At 62.9% G+C, this 16,148-nt stretch carries 14 protein-coding genes and 1 pseudogene; 9 read left to right on the top strand and 6 right to left on the bottom strand.

Annotation, left to right across the window (positions count from 1 at the left end; translation table 11 throughout):
* Positions 1–18 precede the first annotated feature (18 nt).
* Both SO139_RS22330 and SO139_RS22325 read right to left on the bottom strand, forming a co-directional pair.
* Entirely contained in the window at positions 19–1,761 is a 1,743-nt protein-coding gene (locus SO139_RS22330) for a fumarate reductase/succinate dehydrogenase flavoprotein subunit (protein ID WP_449378320.1), read from the bottom strand.
* 104 nt (positions 1,762–1,865) lie between these two features.
* On the bottom strand, positions 1,866–2,639 hold the full coding sequence (locus SO139_RS22325; protein ID WP_449378319.1) for a ferredoxin--NADP reductase: 774 nt from the start codon (positions 2,637–2,639) through the stop codon (positions 1,866–1,868).
* A 219-nt stretch (positions 2,640–2,858) separates the two neighbouring features.
* Between SO139_RS22325 and SO139_RS22320 the strand changes: the two genes are divergently transcribed.
* The 5 genes from SO139_RS22320 (at position 2,859) to SO139_RS22300 (ending at position 7,595) form a co-directional block, all read left to right on the top strand.
* Positions 2,859–3,164, top strand: a complete 306-nt coding sequence (locus SO139_RS22320) for a gamma-butyrobetaine hydroxylase-like domain-containing protein (RefSeq protein WP_449378318.1) — start codon at positions 2,859–2,861, stop codon at positions 3,162–3,164.
* Positions 3,165–3,460: 296 nt separating this feature from the next.
* Positions 3,461–4,234, top strand: coding sequence for a Crp/Fnr family transcriptional regulator (locus SO139_RS22315; RefSeq protein ID WP_449378317.1), 774 nt, complete (start codon positions 3,461–3,463; stop codon positions 4,232–4,234).
* 165 nt (positions 4,235–4,399) lie between these two features.
* Positions 4,400–5,821 carry an ABC transporter substrate-binding protein gene (locus SO139_RS22310; protein ID WP_449378316.1) on the top strand — a complete coding sequence of 474 codons (1,422 nt, stop codon included), beginning with the start codon at positions 4,400–4,402 and terminating at the stop codon, positions 5,819–5,821.
* A gap of 38 nt (positions 5,822–5,859) precedes the next feature.
* On the top strand, positions 5,860–6,726 hold the full coding sequence (locus SO139_RS22305; protein WP_449378396.1) for an ABC transporter permease: 867 nt from the start codon (positions 5,860–5,862) through the stop codon (positions 6,724–6,726).
* Entirely contained in the window at positions 6,723–7,595 is an 873-nt protein-coding gene (locus SO139_RS22300; protein ID WP_449378315.1) for an ABC transporter ATP-binding protein, read from the top strand. The genes SO139_RS22305 and SO139_RS22300 overlap by 4 nt, the downstream gene beginning before the upstream one ends.
* Positions 7,596–7,734: 139 nt before the next feature.
* On the opposite strand, the gene SO139_RS22295 is transcribed toward SO139_RS22300, so the two are convergent.
* Both SO139_RS22295 and SO139_RS22290 read right to left on the bottom strand, forming a co-directional pair.
* A complete protein-coding gene (locus tag SO139_RS22295) occupies positions 7,735–8,793 on the bottom strand; it encodes a YeiH family protein (protein WP_449378314.1) in 1,059 nt (352 codons plus the stop codon).
* A gap of 186 nt (positions 8,794–8,979) precedes the next feature.
* Positions 8,980–9,198: a hypothetical protein gene (locus SO139_RS22290; protein ID WP_449378313.1), complete on the bottom strand. Its 219-nt coding sequence runs from the start codon at positions 9,196–9,198 to the stop codon at positions 8,980–8,982.
* A 223-nt stretch (positions 9,199–9,421) separates the two neighbouring features.
* Here SO139_RS22290 and SO139_RS22285 point away from each other — a divergent pair, with 223 nt between their 5' ends.
* On the top strand, positions 9,422–11,332 hold the full coding sequence (locus SO139_RS22285) for a flavin-containing monooxygenase (protein ID WP_449378312.1): 1,911 nt from the start codon (positions 9,422–9,424) through the stop codon (positions 11,330–11,332).
* Here the strand turns inward: SO139_RS22285 and SO139_RS22280 are convergent.
* Together SO139_RS22280 and ald are read right to left on the bottom strand one after the other, a co-directional pair.
* Positions 11,311–11,613 carry a hypothetical protein gene (locus SO139_RS22280; RefSeq protein ID WP_449378311.1) on the bottom strand — a complete coding sequence of 101 codons (303 nt, stop codon included), beginning with the start codon at positions 11,611–11,613 and terminating at the stop codon, positions 11,311–11,313. The genes SO139_RS22285 and SO139_RS22280 overlap by 22 nt on opposite strands.
* Before the next feature lie 249 nt (positions 11,614–11,862).
* On the bottom strand, positions 11,863–12,978 hold the full coding sequence (gene ald / locus SO139_RS22275; protein ID WP_449378310.1) for an alanine dehydrogenase: 1,116 nt from the start codon (positions 12,976–12,978) through the stop codon (positions 11,863–11,865).
* 143 nt (positions 12,979–13,121) lie between these two features.
* Here ald and SO139_RS22270 point away from each other — a divergent pair, with 143 nt between their 5' ends.
* The 3 genes and pseudogenes from SO139_RS22270 to SO139_RS22260 all read left to right on the top strand — a co-directional run.
* Positions 13,122–13,601, top strand: a complete 480-nt coding sequence (locus SO139_RS22270; RefSeq protein WP_254096171.1) for an Lrp/AsnC family transcriptional regulator — start codon at positions 13,122–13,124, stop codon at positions 13,599–13,601.
* Between the two features lie 65 nt (positions 13,602–13,666).
* On the top strand, positions 13,667–16,024 hold the full coding sequence (locus SO139_RS22265; protein WP_449378309.1) for an Orn/Lys/Arg family decarboxylase: 2,358 nt from the start codon (positions 13,667–13,669) through the stop codon (positions 16,022–16,024).
* Position 16,025: 1 nt separating this feature from the next.
* Positions 16,026–16,148, top strand: a pseudogene (locus tag SO139_RS22260) (GNAT family N-acetyltransferase); the annotation flags it as partial.

Genomic DNA, 16,148 nt, shown 5'->3' with positions numbered 1-16,148 from the left:
GCGTTGCTGTTCGGCGGCTCAGGCGCTCGCCCGGATGCGCTGCTTGTCGTAGAGGTCCTTCTCCTCGTCGGCGATCGGCACGACATAGGGCTCGACGGCACGCTTCTCGCTGGTCATCTTGCCGTTCTGCTTAGACAGTAGCGTGTGGCAGAACCAGTTCTCGTTGTCCTTCTCCGGGAAGTCCGTGCGCCAGTGGTACAGGCCCCAGCGGCTCTCCTCGCGGTAGAGCGAGGCGTGGGCCGCCATATCCGCGCAATCCATGATCGACTGCACCTCCAGCGCGCGGAGCAATTCATGCGCGTTGCGGGCGATCATGCGCTCCTGCATGTCCTCGCGTACCTCGGCGAGGCGGCGCATGCCGAGCTCGTATTTGCGGGTGACCTTGGGCGGCTGGAGATAGTCGTTCACGAGACGCCGCGTCTTGTACTCGATCTGGTTCGGCGGAATGCCGTCCTCGCGCGTGGTCGGCGCCATCACCCGCTCGCGCTCCTTCGCCACCTCGCTCGCATCGAACTCCGCAAAGTCGTGGCTGTCGGCGAACTCCATCGCGTCGATGCCGGCGACCGAACCGTTGGTGAATGCGCCCAGCATGTAGTTGTGCGGCACGCTCGCCATGTCGCCGGCGGCATAAAGCCCCGGCACGGTGGTGCGAGCATTGTCGTCGACGAACACGCCAGAGGCACTGTGGCCGGAGCAGAAGCCGATCTCGGAGATGTGCATCTCGATGGACTCGCTACGATAGTCGACGCCGCGTCCCTGCTGGAACAGGCCGCGCGTCGGCCGCTCCACCTTGTGCAGCGTGGATTCGATCTCCGAGATGGTGTCGGGATGGAGATGCTTGAGTTGGAGGAATACCGGACCTTTGCCGGACAGCAGCTCGTTGTAGAACTCCAGCATCATCTGGCCGGACCAGTAATCGCATTCGATGAAACGGGAGCCCTCATTGTTGGCTGTGTAGGCGCCGAACGGGCCGGCGACATAGGCGCAGGCCGGTCCGTTATAGTCCTTGATCAGCGGATTGATCTGGAAGCATTCGAGGTTCGCGAGCGCCGCGCCAGCGTGATAGGCCATGGCGTAGCCGTCGCCGGAATTAGCGGCGTTCTCGTAGGTGCCGAACAAGTAGCCTGATGTCGGAAGGCCGAGCCGACCGGCGGCGCCCATGCACAGGATCACCGCCTTGGCCTTGATCACGAGCATTTCGGCGGTGCGCGTGTTGACGCTTATCGCACCGGCAACGCGGCCGTCGGCGGACTTCAGCAATCGCGTCGCCATGTAGCGATTGGAAATCAGGATACGGGCACGGCGGAGCTGGCGGTACAGCGCCTTCTTCACGGTCTCGCCATTTGGCATCGGCAGCACGTAGGTGCCGATGTGGTGCACCTTCTTGACGGCGTAGTCGCCGTTCTCATTCTTCAGGAACCGGATGCCGAAACTGTCGAGCTCCTCGATGATTTTGTAACAGCTCTGCGCGTATTTATAGACCGCCTTCTGATCGACGATGCCGTCGTTCGCAATGGTGATCTCCTTGGTGTACTGCTCCGGCGTCGCATGGCCGGGGATGACGGCGTTGTTCAGCCCGTCCATGCCCATCGAGATTGCGCCGGAGCGCTTCACGTTGGCCTTTTCGAGCAGGACGACATTGGCCTTCGGATTCTTGAGCTTCGCCTTCAGCGCCGCCATCGGGCCGGCCGTGCCGCCGCCGATGACCAGCACATCGCAGGAAACCTCCGAAAGTCCGTCGACGATCTGATCTAGTGCCATCGCTTGCTCCTGGTTCGCCGGCAGGTCCGGCGCCTTTACATCAGATTGTTCAGATGGGGGTCCCGGCGATAGCAATTAGTTGTCGTCGGGGAGAGATTTGCCCCTCACCGCTCCACGAACGCCTTCTCGATCACGAAGTGGCCGGGCTGGTTGTGACTGCCTTCGGCAAAGCCGCGATCCCTGAACATCACGTGGAGCTCTTCCAGCATCGCCGGGCTGCCGCACAGCATGATGCGATCCGTGTCGCGATCGAGACCAGACTGGCCGATATCCTCAAAGAGTTGGTTCGACGCAATCAGGTCGGTGAGGCGACCGCGATTGCGGAACGGCTCGCGCGTGACAGTCGGGTAATAGATCAGCTTGTCCCTGATCAGGGGACCGAAGAATTCGCGGGCCTGCAGGCTGTCGACCAGGTGCTCGCCATAGGCGAGTTCGGAAACCTGGCGGCAGCCATGGGCGAGCACGATGGTCTCGTAATTCTCGTAGACTTCGGGGTCCTTGATCAGGCTTGCGAAGGGCGCAAGCCCGGTGCCGGTGGACAGCAGGAGCAGCCGCCTTCCCGGAATGAGATTGCCGGTGATCAGGGTACCCGTGGGCTTGCGACCGACCAGGATGATGTCGCCTTCCCTGATCCTCTGGAGCCGCGACGTGAGCGGACCGTCGGGCACCTTGATCGAGAAGAACTCGAGCGTCTCCTCGTGATTGGCGCTTGCCATACTGTAGGCGCGCATCAGCGGCCGACCGTCGACCTCGAGCCCAATCATGGCGAACTGGCCGTTCTGGAAGCGGAAGCCGGGATCGCGTGTCGCGGTGAAGCTGAACAGGGATTCGGTCCAGTGCCTGACCGAGAGGACCGTCTCCTTCTGAAAAGCGCTCATCGTTCGTCTCTCCTTGCTTGCCCGATGCTGCGGAAAGTTTCGGAGAGGAGCTATTCCCGCAACGGCGAACTGCCATTCCCGGTCGATTAGTTTCACATTTCGCGGACAATGACCGAGGAGGAGGCAGCCACGCTGTCCTCGGGACTGTCACGTCCGCTCGGCAATTAGTTGCTATCGCGACGCATTCTTTGCTGGCTAGAAGCAGACTGGAGACTTGCCATGACCATGACTGCACTGGCCGCGCCAACAGTGACCGACTACGCAATAAGCGCCGATCGTGCGACGCTCGTCGTGCGCACCACGCGCGACGGCGAGGTCACGCTCGCCGCCGAACTGCTGCGCCTCTCCTGCAAATGCGCCCATTGCACACGCGCCCGCTTCGACGGCCGCTTCCCCCAGGCCTTTCCGGGGATCGCCATCACCGAGATCGGCGACCTCGGTTACGGGCTGAACATCTCGTTCTCGGACGGCCACAACCGCGGGATTTACCCCAAGCCGTATTTGCTGAATTTGGCCGAGCGTTAATCACGCTCCGTCGAGGATGGGTGAACGCTGACCACATATTCCGCTGTCATTCCCCGCGAAAGCAGGGAATCCAGTACGCCGCGGCCCATCCGTACCCTTTGCTGCCTCAAGAATACTGGATCGCCCACCCAAGCTCCGTTCGCACGCGAAGCGCACGCCCCGGAACCGTCTCCCCAGGCTGCCGCGCTACTTTGCATGGGGTTGTTTTCGAGATTTTGTGGGAACGCCCCTTCCTCTCCCGTCTGGCACGGACATTGCTCCTCTTTAGAACGGTTTGAACAATCCGGAGGCAGGTGATGTTGCAGGCGGCCAATGCGGTTCGCGGGACCGTTCCCGCAACGGTCCGGCCTGCCGGAAGCTCCTCGCTGCTGCTCACCGAGAACCAGCAGTGGATCGGCGGACCGCCGCCGCTGATGGACAAGCTGAACCCGCGCGAGCGGGAACTGGTGCTGAAGCAGGGACGCCGCAAGGTGCTCAACCGCGGCCAGACGCTGTTCAGCCAGGGCGGCAAGCATGATGGCATCTGGCTGATCGAGAGCGGTCGCATCCGCGTCTTCTACACCTCGCCGCTCGGCCGCGAGATCACCCTCGCCTACTGGCATGTCGGCAATTTCGTCGGCGGGCCCGAAGTATTCGAAGGCACCGTGCATCAATGGTCGGGCGTTGCGTCCAGCAATTGCAGCGTCGTGCACCTTCCTGGAAAAGAGCTGCGAACGCTGGCCGCTGAAATCCCCAACCTCGCCATCGGCCTGATCGAAGGCCTGACCTTCAAGGGCAAATGCTATTCGGCGCTGGCGCAGATGCTGGGAACGCGCTCGATCACCCAGCGCCTTGCGCATCTCTTGCTTCACCTCGTCGAGCTCTATGGCGTGGAAGACGCCGACGGCCGGGTGATCGCGGCCGCGTTCACCCATGCCGACATCGCCCACATGGTCGGCGCGACCCGGCAATGGGTCACGATCAGCCTGAAGCGCATGCAGGAGAAGGGAATCGTTCAGACGAAGCGTTCGCAGATCGTGGTCTGTCGCCCCGACATCCTGGAGGACATGCGCGGGCAGACGTCCGATTAAGACCGATGCACATGCAATTGGCTTTCAACTGCAAAACTGCCCAAGGAGTATGCAACCGCTCTTTCCCGGCAACTAATCGACTGCGGCGCTAAATCCGGATTTGCCCTGCCCGCCCCCTCGCCCAATCATGGCAACCACAGCACATCCAACCGAATGAGGATGAGAATGGTCCGCCATCTTCCCAGGCTCTCGATCGCGATGTCGGTGACTTCGCTGGCGCTCCTGCTGGTGCAGCCCGCGAGGGCGGAGACAGTCACCCTCGGTATTGGCACGCAGGACACCACGACCAATACGGTCACCGCTGGCGTCGTCATCCGGCAGCTTCATCTCCTCGAAAAATATCTGCCGACCGACGGCAAATACGCCAACATCAAGTTCGAGCTGGAATGGCAGAATTTCACGTCCGGCCCGCCCGTCACCAACGCGATGATGGCGAACAAGCTTCAGATCGGCATGATGGGCGACTATCCACTGATCGTGAACGGCTTCACCTTCGAGAGCAATCCTGAAAGCAAGAGCCGGCTGATCGGCGTTGCCGCCTACAGCCTCTCCGGCTCCGGCAACGGCATCGTCGTTCACAAGGATTCGCCCTATTACGATCTCGCCGATCTCAAGGGCAAGCTCGTCAGCGTGCCCTTCGGATCCGCCGCGCACGGCATGGTGCTGAAGGCGATGCAGGACCGCGGCTATGCGCCCGACTTCTTCCAGCTCGTGAGTCAAAGCCCGGAGGTCGGCTCGACCAATCTCCAGGAAAAGAAGATCGACGCCCATGCCGACTTTGTTCCCTTCGCCGAGTTGCTGCCGTTCCGCGGCTTCGCGCGCAAGATCTTTGATGGCGTCGAGACCAATTTGCCGACCTTCCACGGCATCGTCGTCCGCACCGACTTCGCCGAGAAATATCCGGAGGTCGTCGTCGCCTACATGAAGGCGATCATCGCCGCCAACCAGTGGCTGCGCGACAATCCCAAGCTTGCGGCCGAGAAGATCCAGGAGTGGACCGGCATCAGCAGGGAAGTCGTCTACATCTTCTTGGGGCCGAGCGGCAACATGACCACCGATCCCACGATCAAGCCGGCGCTGATCGAGGCTGCGACCACAGATGTCAAGGTGCTGCAAAACCTTGGCCGCATGAAGGAGTTCGATCCGAAGAAGTGGGTCGACGATAGCTACATCCGCAAGGCCTATGCCGAGATGAAGCTCGATTATGACGCGCAACTCGCAAGCACCACGAACTACGAGATCTCCGGCGAGGACAGCTTCTGCAGGAAGCCGATCTTAGATCCGCGCAAGGCCGGCGAGGTCTGGGTGGATGAGGCCGGCATCCTGCCGTTCGCGAGCGCGGCCTGCACGCTCGGCGCCTATGCCGATTTCAAGGCCAAGGGCAAGAAAATCAACGTCGCCTATGTCTTCGACACCACCCGCGGCATCAAGCTGTTCGCCGACCAGGCTTTCTACGCGGTCGGTGACGGCGATGTGGCTCCGTTTCTCCTGAAGAAGGACGCGGAAGCCTATGCGGCCAAGATCAACGGCAAGGTGCTCGGCTTCGATGATGCCGTGAAATCGGCGGTCGCCGGAGGCAAGACGTGAGCAGCTGTCCCGCCATCCTGCGCCATCAGGAGGACGCCATGCCGGCAGCCGCAGCCGTCACCGAGCCCGCATCCGTCACGACGCCGCCCTCCGCGCCATCCTCATTCGGCGCCCTGGCAGGGCGCTGGTACCGGCTCAACCAGGACAGGTTGCGTGCGACCGCAATCGGCGTGATCTCGCTCGCCGCCTTCCTGCTCGTCTGGCATCTGCTCACGACCTACCGCGTCGTCTTCTTCGTGCGCTTCACCAACGTGCCCTCGCCGCTTGCGGTCTACGCGAGCTTCACCAAGGCAATCCACGATCCCAAATTCCTGTTGCACATCCTCTTGAGCTGCCGGCGCATCTTCTTCGGCTTCTCGCTGGCGGCCATCGTCGGCGTACCGCTCGGGCTGATCATGGGCCGTTTCAAGCTGGTCCATGAGGTGGTGTTCCCGGTTGCGGAAGTACTGCGGCCGATCCCGGCGATCGCTTGGGTGCCGATGGCGATCATGCTGTGGCCGACCAACGAGCAGAGCATCGTCTTCATCACCTTCCTCGGTTCGTTCTTCCCGATCCTGGTCAACACGCTGCACGGCATGTCGCTGGTTGATCCCGTGCTGGTGCGCGCGGCGCAATGCCTGGGCGCGCGCGAGCGCTCGATCTTCCGCGACGTGTACTTTCCGGCCTCGCTCCCGCATATCTTCACTGGTCTAACAATCGGCATGGGAGTCGCATGGGTGTCGCTAATTGCGGCCGAGATGATCTCGGGGCAATACGGCATCGGCTATTTCACCTGGGAAGCCTATTCGCTGGTGCAATATGCCGACATCGCGCTCGGCATGATCGCGATCGGCGTGCTCGGCCTCGGCTCGAGCCTTTTGATCCGCGGCGCCGGACAACTGGTGATGCCATGGAGGGCGAAATGAGCGAGATCGCGACCGCCGCCCCGCAGGGTCATATCGAGGTCAAGAATTTTTCGCTGAGCTACGAGACCATCGATGGATCGGTGGAGGCCGTCACCAATACGCATATCCATGTCGAGCCGGGCGAGTTCGTCTCGATCGTCGGGCCCTCCGGATGCGGCAAGTCGACCTTCCTGAACGCGGTGGCAGGATTTCTCAAGCCCACCACCGGCACCATCACGGTCGACGGCCAGCGCGTGAGCGGGCCGAGCGCCGAGCGTGGCATGGTGTTTCAGCAATATTCGCTGTTTCCCTGGAAGACGGTGCGCGAGAACGTCGAGTTCGGTCTGAAGATGCGCGGCATGCCGCGTTCGCAGCGTGAGCGCGCGGCGCGCACGTTGCTTGGGCTCGCGGGCCTCGAGGCTTTCGAGAAGCACTATCCGGAAAAGCTCTCCGGCGGCATGAAGCAGCGCGTCGGCATCGTGCGCGCGCTCGCGACGGGGCCGAAGGTGCTGTTGCTGGACGAGCCATTCGGCGCGCTCGATGCACAGACGCGCGTCATCATGCAGCAGATCCTCACCAACATGTGGCAGAGGCTGAAGATCTCGGTGCTGTTCGTCACTCACGACATCGACGAGGCGATCTTTCTCTCCGACCGCGTCTACTGCATGACTGCGCGGCCCGGCTCGATCAAGGCGGAGATTCCGATCCCGCTGGAGCGGCCGCGCCAGCAATCGATGATGATGTCCTCGGAGTTCCTGGCACTGCGCCGCGGCCTGATGTCCCTGATCCGCGAGGAGAGCCTGAAAGCGATGGGCGGCGAGATCAACGATCTGGGCATGCAAGGGCTTAACATCGAGCTGCACGGCCATTCGCTGGCGGACGTGATTTGATTCACCTCGCTCGAGCGGGGAAGGCAGTCTCGTAGGGCGGGCAAAGCGAAGCGTGCCCACCATCTTGGTCACATGCCGTACCGATTGGTGGGCACGACGCTTTCTCGCCTTTGCCCATTCTACGACAGTTTCGTGTCCCTCACTTGAACCAGTGTACCAGCGCGATGCTGATCCCGAGCAGCAGCATCAGCGACAGCGTCACCGCCGCCGTCACGCGTCCCCCGACGTTGGCCAGCACACGCACGTCGACGCCAAGGCCGAGCGCGGCCATGGAGACGACGGTGAGGAACGTGGTGATCTTCGTCACCGGACCGACTACGGTTGAGGGAACGATTTCGAGCGAACGGAGCGTGGCGAGCGCGAGGAAGCCGAGGATGAACCAGGGTACGAGCCGGAAGAAGCCGACGCTGGTCTTCTTGGCTCCGCCCTGCTGGCGCGAGGCAACGAGCGAGAGGCCGACGACGACGGGTCCCAACATCAACACGCGCATCAGCTTCACGAGCGTTCCGATCTGCGTGCTGACCAGCCCCGCCGGCACGGTGGCCGCGAGCACCTGCGGCACGGCGTAAACGGTCAGACCTGCGAGGATGCCATATTGCGTCGCCGTCAGTTGCAGGAGCGGGATGAGCAGTGGCAGGCCCAGCACCATCATCACGCCGAGGATCGCGGTGAAGGAGATCGAGGATGCGATCTCGTCATTGTTGGCCCCGATGATCGGTGCCACGGCGGCAATCGCCGAGTTGCCGCAGATGGAATTGCCGCAGGCGATCAGGATCGACAGCCGCGTGGACAGGCCGAGCATGCGGCTGAGGCCGAAGGACACGCAAAGCGCGACCACGACCACGGCGGCGATCGAAGCGAGCAGCGTCACGCCGGACGCGGCGATCGCGGCAAAGCTGATGGAGGCCCCGAGCAGCATCACCGCGACTTCGAGGAGCTGCTTGGCGCTGAACGCGACACCCGCCTGCCAGCGCTCGGAAGGTTTCCAGAAGCTGCGTACGGCCATGCCGAGCAGGATCGCCATCACCAGCGCCTCCACATAGGGATGTGCGAAGGCGTGCCGTTCCGTGACTTCAAGAGCAGCCGAGATGCCGGCAATGCCAATGCAAAGGAGAATGCCTGGAATCAGCGCCACAATGCGGCCGGCAGTGGTTACCGGTCTTGCGCCGGCTGGAGAGGATGCTTTGTTCTGGGCCACTCAAATCTCCCGAAGGAGAAGATTTTATGCGCGAGAGGGCGCAAGAGGGCAATACATTTTCGATTCCGGCGAGCGGAAGCAAGTAATGTCCTTAAAGACGATTCTCCTGCGCGCGCAGTTAAGCTGCGGCCCAAAGGACGGCGTTCGAGCACCTTGCAGGCAGAAGGGAGCGGTTGCTCGGATGGACTAGAAAATCAGGCCCTTGGCGAGGGAGGCGACGCGGCTAAAGCCGTCAAAAACGCCCGGCTCGAAGAAGGCCGCGCGGGCGAGCACGATAGCCCCGACCAGCGACCAGAACACGCCGGTGCCGGCCCACAGCAGATATTTGGAGGCGCGCGACTGCGGCCGGTCGTCCCTTCCCGGGCCCAGTCGCTCGCCAAAAGGCTCGTAATTTGCGCGTTCCATCGCGAGGCCAATCCACTGAATTCTCACGAAATATCGTCGTTTCCGCCTCTTTCGGCAATGGAACTGATTGGCTTTTTTAGGCCTCGTGCGGGAAATTCCTTCCGTCAAGGCAGACTACGGCGATAGCTTTCTTCTTTGCGGCGTCTGGGCCCAAGCCCCCTGCCCGGTTCGACGGTAAAGTGCGACGATCGCATTGGTCGCTATGCCGGACTTGGGACTATTCATGAACATCGAACTGCCGGGGCAGCACCTCGACCTCGCTTCGGCAATCGCCGAGGGCGACATTCGCTGCCTCCTGATGGTGCTCGTTCACGCGACCGGCGACGAGCGCTGGCTCGCCCCTCCCTATTTGCCGAAGCGCGACATCCGTCTCATCCCGGATCCCGAGGCCGGCGTGCCGAGGGACGTGCAGGACGAAATCCGCGCGGCCGTGGTCCAACTCTTTGCCGATGGCCATCCAACGCCAGTGATCACCGATCCCGGCGAGGAGCTGCTTCTGAAGATGATGCGTGCCTGCCTCGGCGAGAATGTCGCGCCGGAATATGCGCCGCTGATGCGCGAGGAGATGGGGTTTGTGCCGCGCGAGGCGCGCTGGAGCAGACGTCCGTCCGACGCGCAATTGGCGCAGCAGCACGTGTTGATCGTCGGCGCCGGCGTCTGCGCCATTGCGCTTGGCGTGGCGCTCGGCCATCTCGGCATCCCCTACACCATCGTTGAGAAGAACGCCGAGCTCGGCGGCACCTGGTGGATCAACCGCTATCCCGGCTGCGGCGTCGATACGCCCAACCATTCCTATTCGTACTCCTTCGGCGCGCGTAATGAATGGACGCGCTATTTCTGCCAGCGCGAGGAGTTGCTCGATTACCTCAAGAAGGTCGCGGACGAATTTGGCCTGCGCAAGCATCTGCGGCTGAACACGCAACTGACCTCGTCGCGATGGGACGAGAGCAAGCGCCGCTGGATCTCGACGCTGAGAACGAGCAGCGGCGAAGAAACGTTAGAGTCCACGGCACTCGTCAGCGCAATAGGCCAGCTCAACGATCCCTCCCGCGCCTCCTTCAAAGGCGAGGAGGATTTCAAGGGCCGGATCCTCCATTCCGCGTTGTGGTCGAACGACATCAATATCGACCGCAAGCATGTCGCGGTGATCGGCACCGGCGCGACCGCGATGCAGCTCGTGCCGTCGATCGCGCCCCGCGTCGCCTCCGTCACCGTCTATCAGCGCTCCGCGCAATGGGCACGCCCGGTGAAGGGCTATTCCGATCCAATCACATCGGGCGCGCGCTGGCTGCTCGCGCACCTGCCGTTCTATGTGCAGTGGTACCGCTTCAACATGTTCTGGCGCTATGGCGACGGGCTGTTGCCGTTCCTGCGCAAGGATCCCGTCTGGCCGCATCCGGAGCGCGCGGTCAACAAGGGCAATGACCGGCATCGTCAGGAATTGACCGACTTCATCCTCTCCGAGCTGAAGGACCGCCCTGACCTGATCGCCAAATGCGTGCCGACCTACCCGCCTTACGGCAAGCGCATCCTGCTCGACAACGACTGGTTCAAGACGCTCACGCGCGGCAATGTCGAGCTGGTCACCGACGCAATCGATCATGTCGATCGCGATGGCATCGTGACATCCGACGGCGAGAGCCGCCCGGCCGACATCATGGTGGTCGCGACCGGCTTCAAGGTCACGGAGATGGCGGCCCGCCTGGACATCACCGGCCGCGACGGCAGGAATCTCCGCGACGCCTGGGCAGGCGACAATCCAACCGCGTTTCTCGGCCTCGCCGTCCCCGGCTTCCCGAACTTCTTCTGCATGCTGGGCCCGAACTCAGGCCCCGCGCATGGCGGCAGCGTGATCTTCCAGTCGGAATGCCAGAGCCGCTACATCTCGGCCTGTCTCGTCGAGATGATGGAGAACGGTGTCGCCGCCATCGACGTCCGCCAGGATGTGCACGACGATTACATCCGGAAGGTCGATGCCGAGCACGAGGCGATGATCTGGACCCACCCGGGCATGACCACCTACTACCGCAACACAAGTGGCCGGGTGTTCTCTGCGATGCCGTGGCGGTTCGTGGACTACTGGCGGATGACGCACGACCCCGATCTCGGCGACTACCGCCTGACGAAAGCATGAACCTGACGGCGCTCGGCGTCGGCTCGCGGCCGCGCGACGGGGGCTTGCGAGATGGGAGGCGGCGCCGAACCGGCGCCGTCGACCGCGCTGATGCGCGGTGCCTGAGTCTTCGGCGCGCGAACCAGAAACGCAGGCGGCTGCGCCGGCCGTTGGCTCGGTCGAACGTAAGGTTCCCATTTCAGATACCTGACGCGGCGCTTTCGCGAAATGCGATCGCGGGTGACATACCCCGCCGCAAACGAGATCGCGGCAACCAGGACGAGGATGAGAATGCCAAGCATTCGGGCTGTTCCGTACGAGGATTCGGATCCCGCCTACCAATGCCAGCAAGCTAACCCCGAGGTGACCATTTCGAGGAAATTTAGAGACGACGTGAACTAATCCGTGATCGCATGTTTTTTTTCTCGCGCGCGAGGAACATTTGCGCGGGACACGAAGCGAGCGCATTGTGAGATCTACTAACATCGAGTGACTGTTTAGAAGGCGCATTGTCCAATGCGCGATCATCGAGCCCGATATGACGGCACCGTTCACGCCGCCAGGCTGCTCTCGACCGGCGAGAATGGCAGACCGAGACTCTCCGCCACCGCCTCGTTGGTGATGCGGCCGCGGTAGACGTTGAGGCCGTTGCGCAAATGCGGATTCTCGAGCACGGCGGCAAAGCCCTTGGCCGCGAGCATCAGCCCGAACGGCAGCGTGGCATTGTTCAGCGCCTGGCTCGACGTTACTGGCACTGCGCCCGGCATGTTCGCGACACAGTAATGCACGACGCCGTCGACCTCGTAGGTCGGCTCGGCATGGGTCGTCGGACGCGAGGTCTCGAAGCAGCCGCCCTGGTCGATCGCAACGTCGACCAGCACGGCCCCCGGCCGCATCGACTTGAGCATCGCACGCGTAACCAGTTTCGGGGCGCTCGCACCCGGCACCAGCACCGCGCCGATCACGACATCGGTGGAAAACACCTCGTCCTCGACGGACTCGATCGTGGAGAAGCGCGTGCGCACGCGCCCGAGGAACATGTCGTCCAACTCACGCAGGCGCGGGATGGAACGATCGATGACGGTGACCTCCGCCCCGAGGCCCGCGGCCATGCGTGCCGCCTGAGTTCCCACGACCCCGCCGCCCAGCACGACGACCCGCGCCGGCTGCACGCCGGGCACACCGCCGAGCAGCACGCCGCGTCCGCCCGCCGAACGCTTGAGCGCGGCGCCGGCCGCCTCGATCGCGAGACGCCCGGCGACTTCGCTCATCGGCGCGAGCAGAGGGAGGTGGCCACCCGCGTCAGTGACGGTTTCATAGGCAATGGCCGTGCAGCCGGAGGCGAGCAGACCCTTGGTCTGTGCGGGATCCGGCGCGAGGTGAAGATAAGTGAAGAGGATCTGGTTCTCGCGAAGTTGTGTCCACTCGCTCTGCTGCGGCTCCTTCACCTTCACGATCATCTCGGACTTGGCGAAGATCTCCCGCGCGCTGTCCGCAATCGCGGCGCCCGCCTTGCGATAGACGTCGTCGGACGCACCTATGCCCTCGCCCGCACCGGCCTCAACCCAGACCTCATGGCCGGCCGCGACATATTCGCGAACTGCGCCCGGGGTGAGCCCGACGCGATATTCCTGCACCTTGATCTCCCTGGGAACACCAACGCGCATAGCGAGCTCCTTACCTAACGTCTTGATTCTCCACCTCATGTTAGCGGCCGTGCCGGTTTGGTTTCGTGCAAATATCAGCTAGTTTCGGCATCTGGACGCCGGTTTCCGGCGTCGATCGCCCCTTCCACGCTGGAAACGAAACCTTGGCCCTCGACCGAAAAGATCTCGCCATCCTGGCGGAACTCACTACCAATGCGCGAGCCAGTCACACCGAGCTCGCCAACAAGGTTGGCCTCTCGAGCACTGCGCTGGCGCGACGGCAGAAGGCGCTGGAGGATGACGGCTATATCCACGGCTACCAGGCCGCGCTCGATCTCGGGCAATTCGGCCTCACCACGACGGTGTTGGTACGGATCGCGCTGGAGAGCCAGAGCGAGGAGGCGCTGAAGGCCTTCGAGGCCGAGGTGGTGAAATGCCCCTCCGTCGTGCGCTGCTTCCTGATGTCGGGCACCGACGACTACATCCTGATCGTGCTCGCGCGCGACATCCAGGATTTCGAGCGCATTCACCGCACCGAGCTGTCGCGCCTGCCTCGCGTCGCCCGGGTGCAATCGAGCTTCGCACTGCGCGAAGTCGTCAACCGGGCCGTGCCGACGGTTGTGTTCGGCGAGATGAAGCGCTGAGCGCTGTCATCGAACTGTCATCGAATGTGCCGAGAGCTGTTGGCTTCGCATCTTCGGGACCCACCATGGACTATTTCAAGCGCTTCAACTTCCTGTTTGCCGCCCCAGTGTTCGATGCCGACGACCTCGAGGGCATCCGTTTCAACCAGATCATTGAGGAGATCCAGCGCTCCGGCTTCGAGGTCGTGAGGGCCCGCAAGCTGGAGGACGCCGAGATCGCGGTACAGACAGACGCTGCCATCGGCTGCATGGTGGTCGACTGGGGCAAGAAGGGGCTGGAGGGTAAGACCGCTGCCCTGATCAACCTGATGCGGCGGCGCGGCCTCGACTTCCCGATCATCCTCCTGATCCGTCGGAAGCGGTTCGAGGATCTGCCGGTCGAGGTACTCGACTTCATCGACGGCTACGTTTTCCTTTCCGAGGAGACGCCGCCCTTCATCGCAAAAAACCTGATCAGCCGGCTCAAGCAATATGCCGAGACGCTGAAGACGCCGTTCTTCGGAGCGCTGGTCGACTACGCCGAGGAAGGCAATCAGCTCTGGACCTGCCCCGGCCACAATGGCGGCATGTTCTACAGCCGCAGTCCGATCGGCCGCGTCTTCGTCGAGCATCTCGGCGAGTCCGTATTCCGCGACGACCTCGACAATTCCGTGCTCGATCTCGGCGATCTCCTTACCCACGAAGGACCGGCGCTGAGAGCGCAGAAGGAAGCAGCCCAGATCTTCGGCGCGGAAAAGACCTATTTCGTGCTTAACGGCACCTCGACCTCCAACAAGGTTGCGCTCGGCGCGCTCGTCACCGACGGCGATCTCGTGCTGTTCGACCGCAACAATCACAAGGCCGCGCATCACGGCGCACTGATGATCAATGGCGGCATACCGGTCTACGTGCCGACCATTCGCAATGCATGGGGCCTGATCGGACCGATGCGCTGGGAGGCGCTCGACGAGAAGGCGCTGCGCGAGGCGATCCGCAACCATCCGCTGGTCACGGATCGCGACGCCTGGCGCAAGGAGCGTCCGTTCCGCGTCGCGGTCGTCGAGCAGTGCACCTATGACGGCACCATCCACAGCGCCGAGATGATTTTGAAGCGCATCGGCCACCTCTGCGACTACATCCTGTTCGACGAGGCCTGGGCCGGCTTCATGAAATTCCACCCACTTTATGCCGGACGCTTCGCCATGGGCTTGTCGGAGCTGACACCGGACGCACCCGGAATCATCGCGACGCAGTCCACCCACAAGCAGCTCGCGAGCTTCTCGCAGGCGTCGCAGATCCACATCAGGGACCGCCATATCCGGGGCCAGAAGCGGCGCGTCGAGCACCGCCGCTTCAACGAGAGCTTTATGCAGCACGCATCGACCTCGCCATTCTATCCGCTGTTCGCTTCCCTCGACGTCGGCGCGCAGATGATGAAGGGCCGCTCGGGCGAAGTGCTGTGGGACGACACGATCCGCCTCGGCATCGAGCTGCGCAAGAAGATCCGCGCCATGCGCCGCGAGTTCGAGGAGAAGGAACAGAACGCCGAGCGGCGCTGGTTCTTCGAGCCGTTCGTTCCCGACCGCGTCGCCATTGCCGACGTGAGCCGGCCTGGTGCGGCGCACAACGTCGCATGGGAGACGCTGTCGACCGACGAGCTTGCAACCAATCCCGCGCTTTGGCAGCTCGGCGCCGACAGCGCCTGGCATGGTTTCCCCGGCATGACCGAGGGCTTTGCCATGACCGATCCGAACAAGCTGACGCTGCTGACGCCGGGCTTCGACCGTGCCACCGGCACCTATGCCGAGCATGGAATCCCCGCCCCCGTCGTCGCCCAGTACTTGCGTGAGAACCGCATCGTTGCCGAGAAGAACGACCTCAACTCGCTGCTCTTCCTGCTGACGCCGGGCGTCGAGGCGAGCAAGGCCGGCACGCTGATCTCGGGGCTGGTCGCGTTCAAGAAGCTGCACGACGACAATGCGCTGCTGGCGGACGCCATCCCCGAATTCTACCAGCGCCGGCAGGCGCGCTATGCCGGCGTGCGACTGCGCGATCTCTGCGCGGACATGCACCGGTTCTTCCGCAAGGCCGAGGTCAGCGCGCTCCAGGCGCGTCAATTCCTGCCTGAGCACCTTCCGGAGATCGCGCTGTCGCCGCGTGAAGCCGCACGCTGCCTGATCCGCAACGACGTCGACTATCTGCCGATCGAGGCCATCGCTGGCCGGGTCGCCACTACGCCTTTCGTGGTCTATCCGCCCGGCATCGCCACCATCGTGCCTGGCGAGCGGCTCACGGAACGCGCGAAACCCATGATCGATTATCTCAAGATGTTCGAGACCTGCTTCAACACGTTTCCGGGCTTCGACGTCGAGATCCAGGGCGTCTACAAGGAGGTCGACGCCGCCGGCCGGATCGGGCTCTATACTTACGTGGTGGCCGAGTAGCATGAACGAAACAAGCGCAATGTGCGCGGACGATGAGCCGGTCCTGGTCCGGCCCTCGCGCGACAGCGACGTCGAGGCGATGCTGGCGATCTATCGCCATCATGTCCGCCACGGCGTGGCGAAG

Source organism: Bradyrhizobium sp. UFLA05-89 (assembly GCF_059803475.1).
This window is presented reverse-complemented; position numbering and strand designations above follow the sequence as displayed.

Bases quoted from the DNA above. Each gene is read 5' to 3' on its own strand.
- SO139_RS22330 (WP_449378320.1), bottom strand. From the start codon at position 1,761: ATGGCACTAGATCAGATCGTCGACGGACTTTCGGAGGTTTCCTGCGAT.
- SO139_RS22325 (WP_449378319.1), bottom strand. From the start codon at position 2,639: ATGAGCGCTTTTCAGAAGGAGACGGTCCTCTCGGTCAGGCACTGGACC.
- SO139_RS22320 (WP_449378318.1), top strand. From the start codon at position 2,859: ATGACCATGACTGCACTGGCCGCGCCAACAGTGACCGACTACGCAATA.
- SO139_RS22315 (WP_449378317.1), top strand. From the start codon at position 3,461: ATGTTGCAGGCGGCCAATGCGGTTCGCGGGACCGTTCCCGCAACGGTC.
- SO139_RS22310 (WP_449378316.1), top strand. From the start codon at position 4,400: ATGGTCCGCCATCTTCCCAGGCTCTCGATCGCGATGTCGGTGACTTCG.
- SO139_RS22305 (WP_449378396.1), top strand. From the start codon at position 5,860: ATGCCGGCAGCCGCAGCCGTCACCGAGCCCGCATCCGTCACGACGCCG.
- SO139_RS22300 (WP_449378315.1), top strand. From the start codon at position 6,723: ATGAGCGAGATCGCGACCGCCGCCCCGCAGGGTCATATCGAGGTCAAG.
- SO139_RS22290 (WP_449378313.1), bottom strand. From the start codon at position 9,198: ATGGAACGCGCAAATTACGAGCCTTTTGGCGAGCGACTGGGCCCGGGA.
- SO139_RS22285 (WP_449378312.1), top strand. From the start codon at position 9,422: ATGAACATCGAACTGCCGGGGCAGCACCTCGACCTCGCTTCGGCAATC.
- SO139_RS22280 (WP_449378311.1), bottom strand. From the start codon at position 11,613: ATGCTTGGCATTCTCATCCTCGTCCTGGTTGCCGCGATCTCGTTTGCG.
- ald (WP_449378310.1), bottom strand. From the start codon at position 12,978: ATGCGCGTTGGTGTTCCCAGGGAGATCAAGGTGCAGGAATATCGCGTC.
- SO139_RS22265 (WP_449378309.1), top strand. From the start codon at position 13,667: ATGGACTATTTCAAGCGCTTCAACTTCCTGTTTGCCGCCCCAGTGTTC.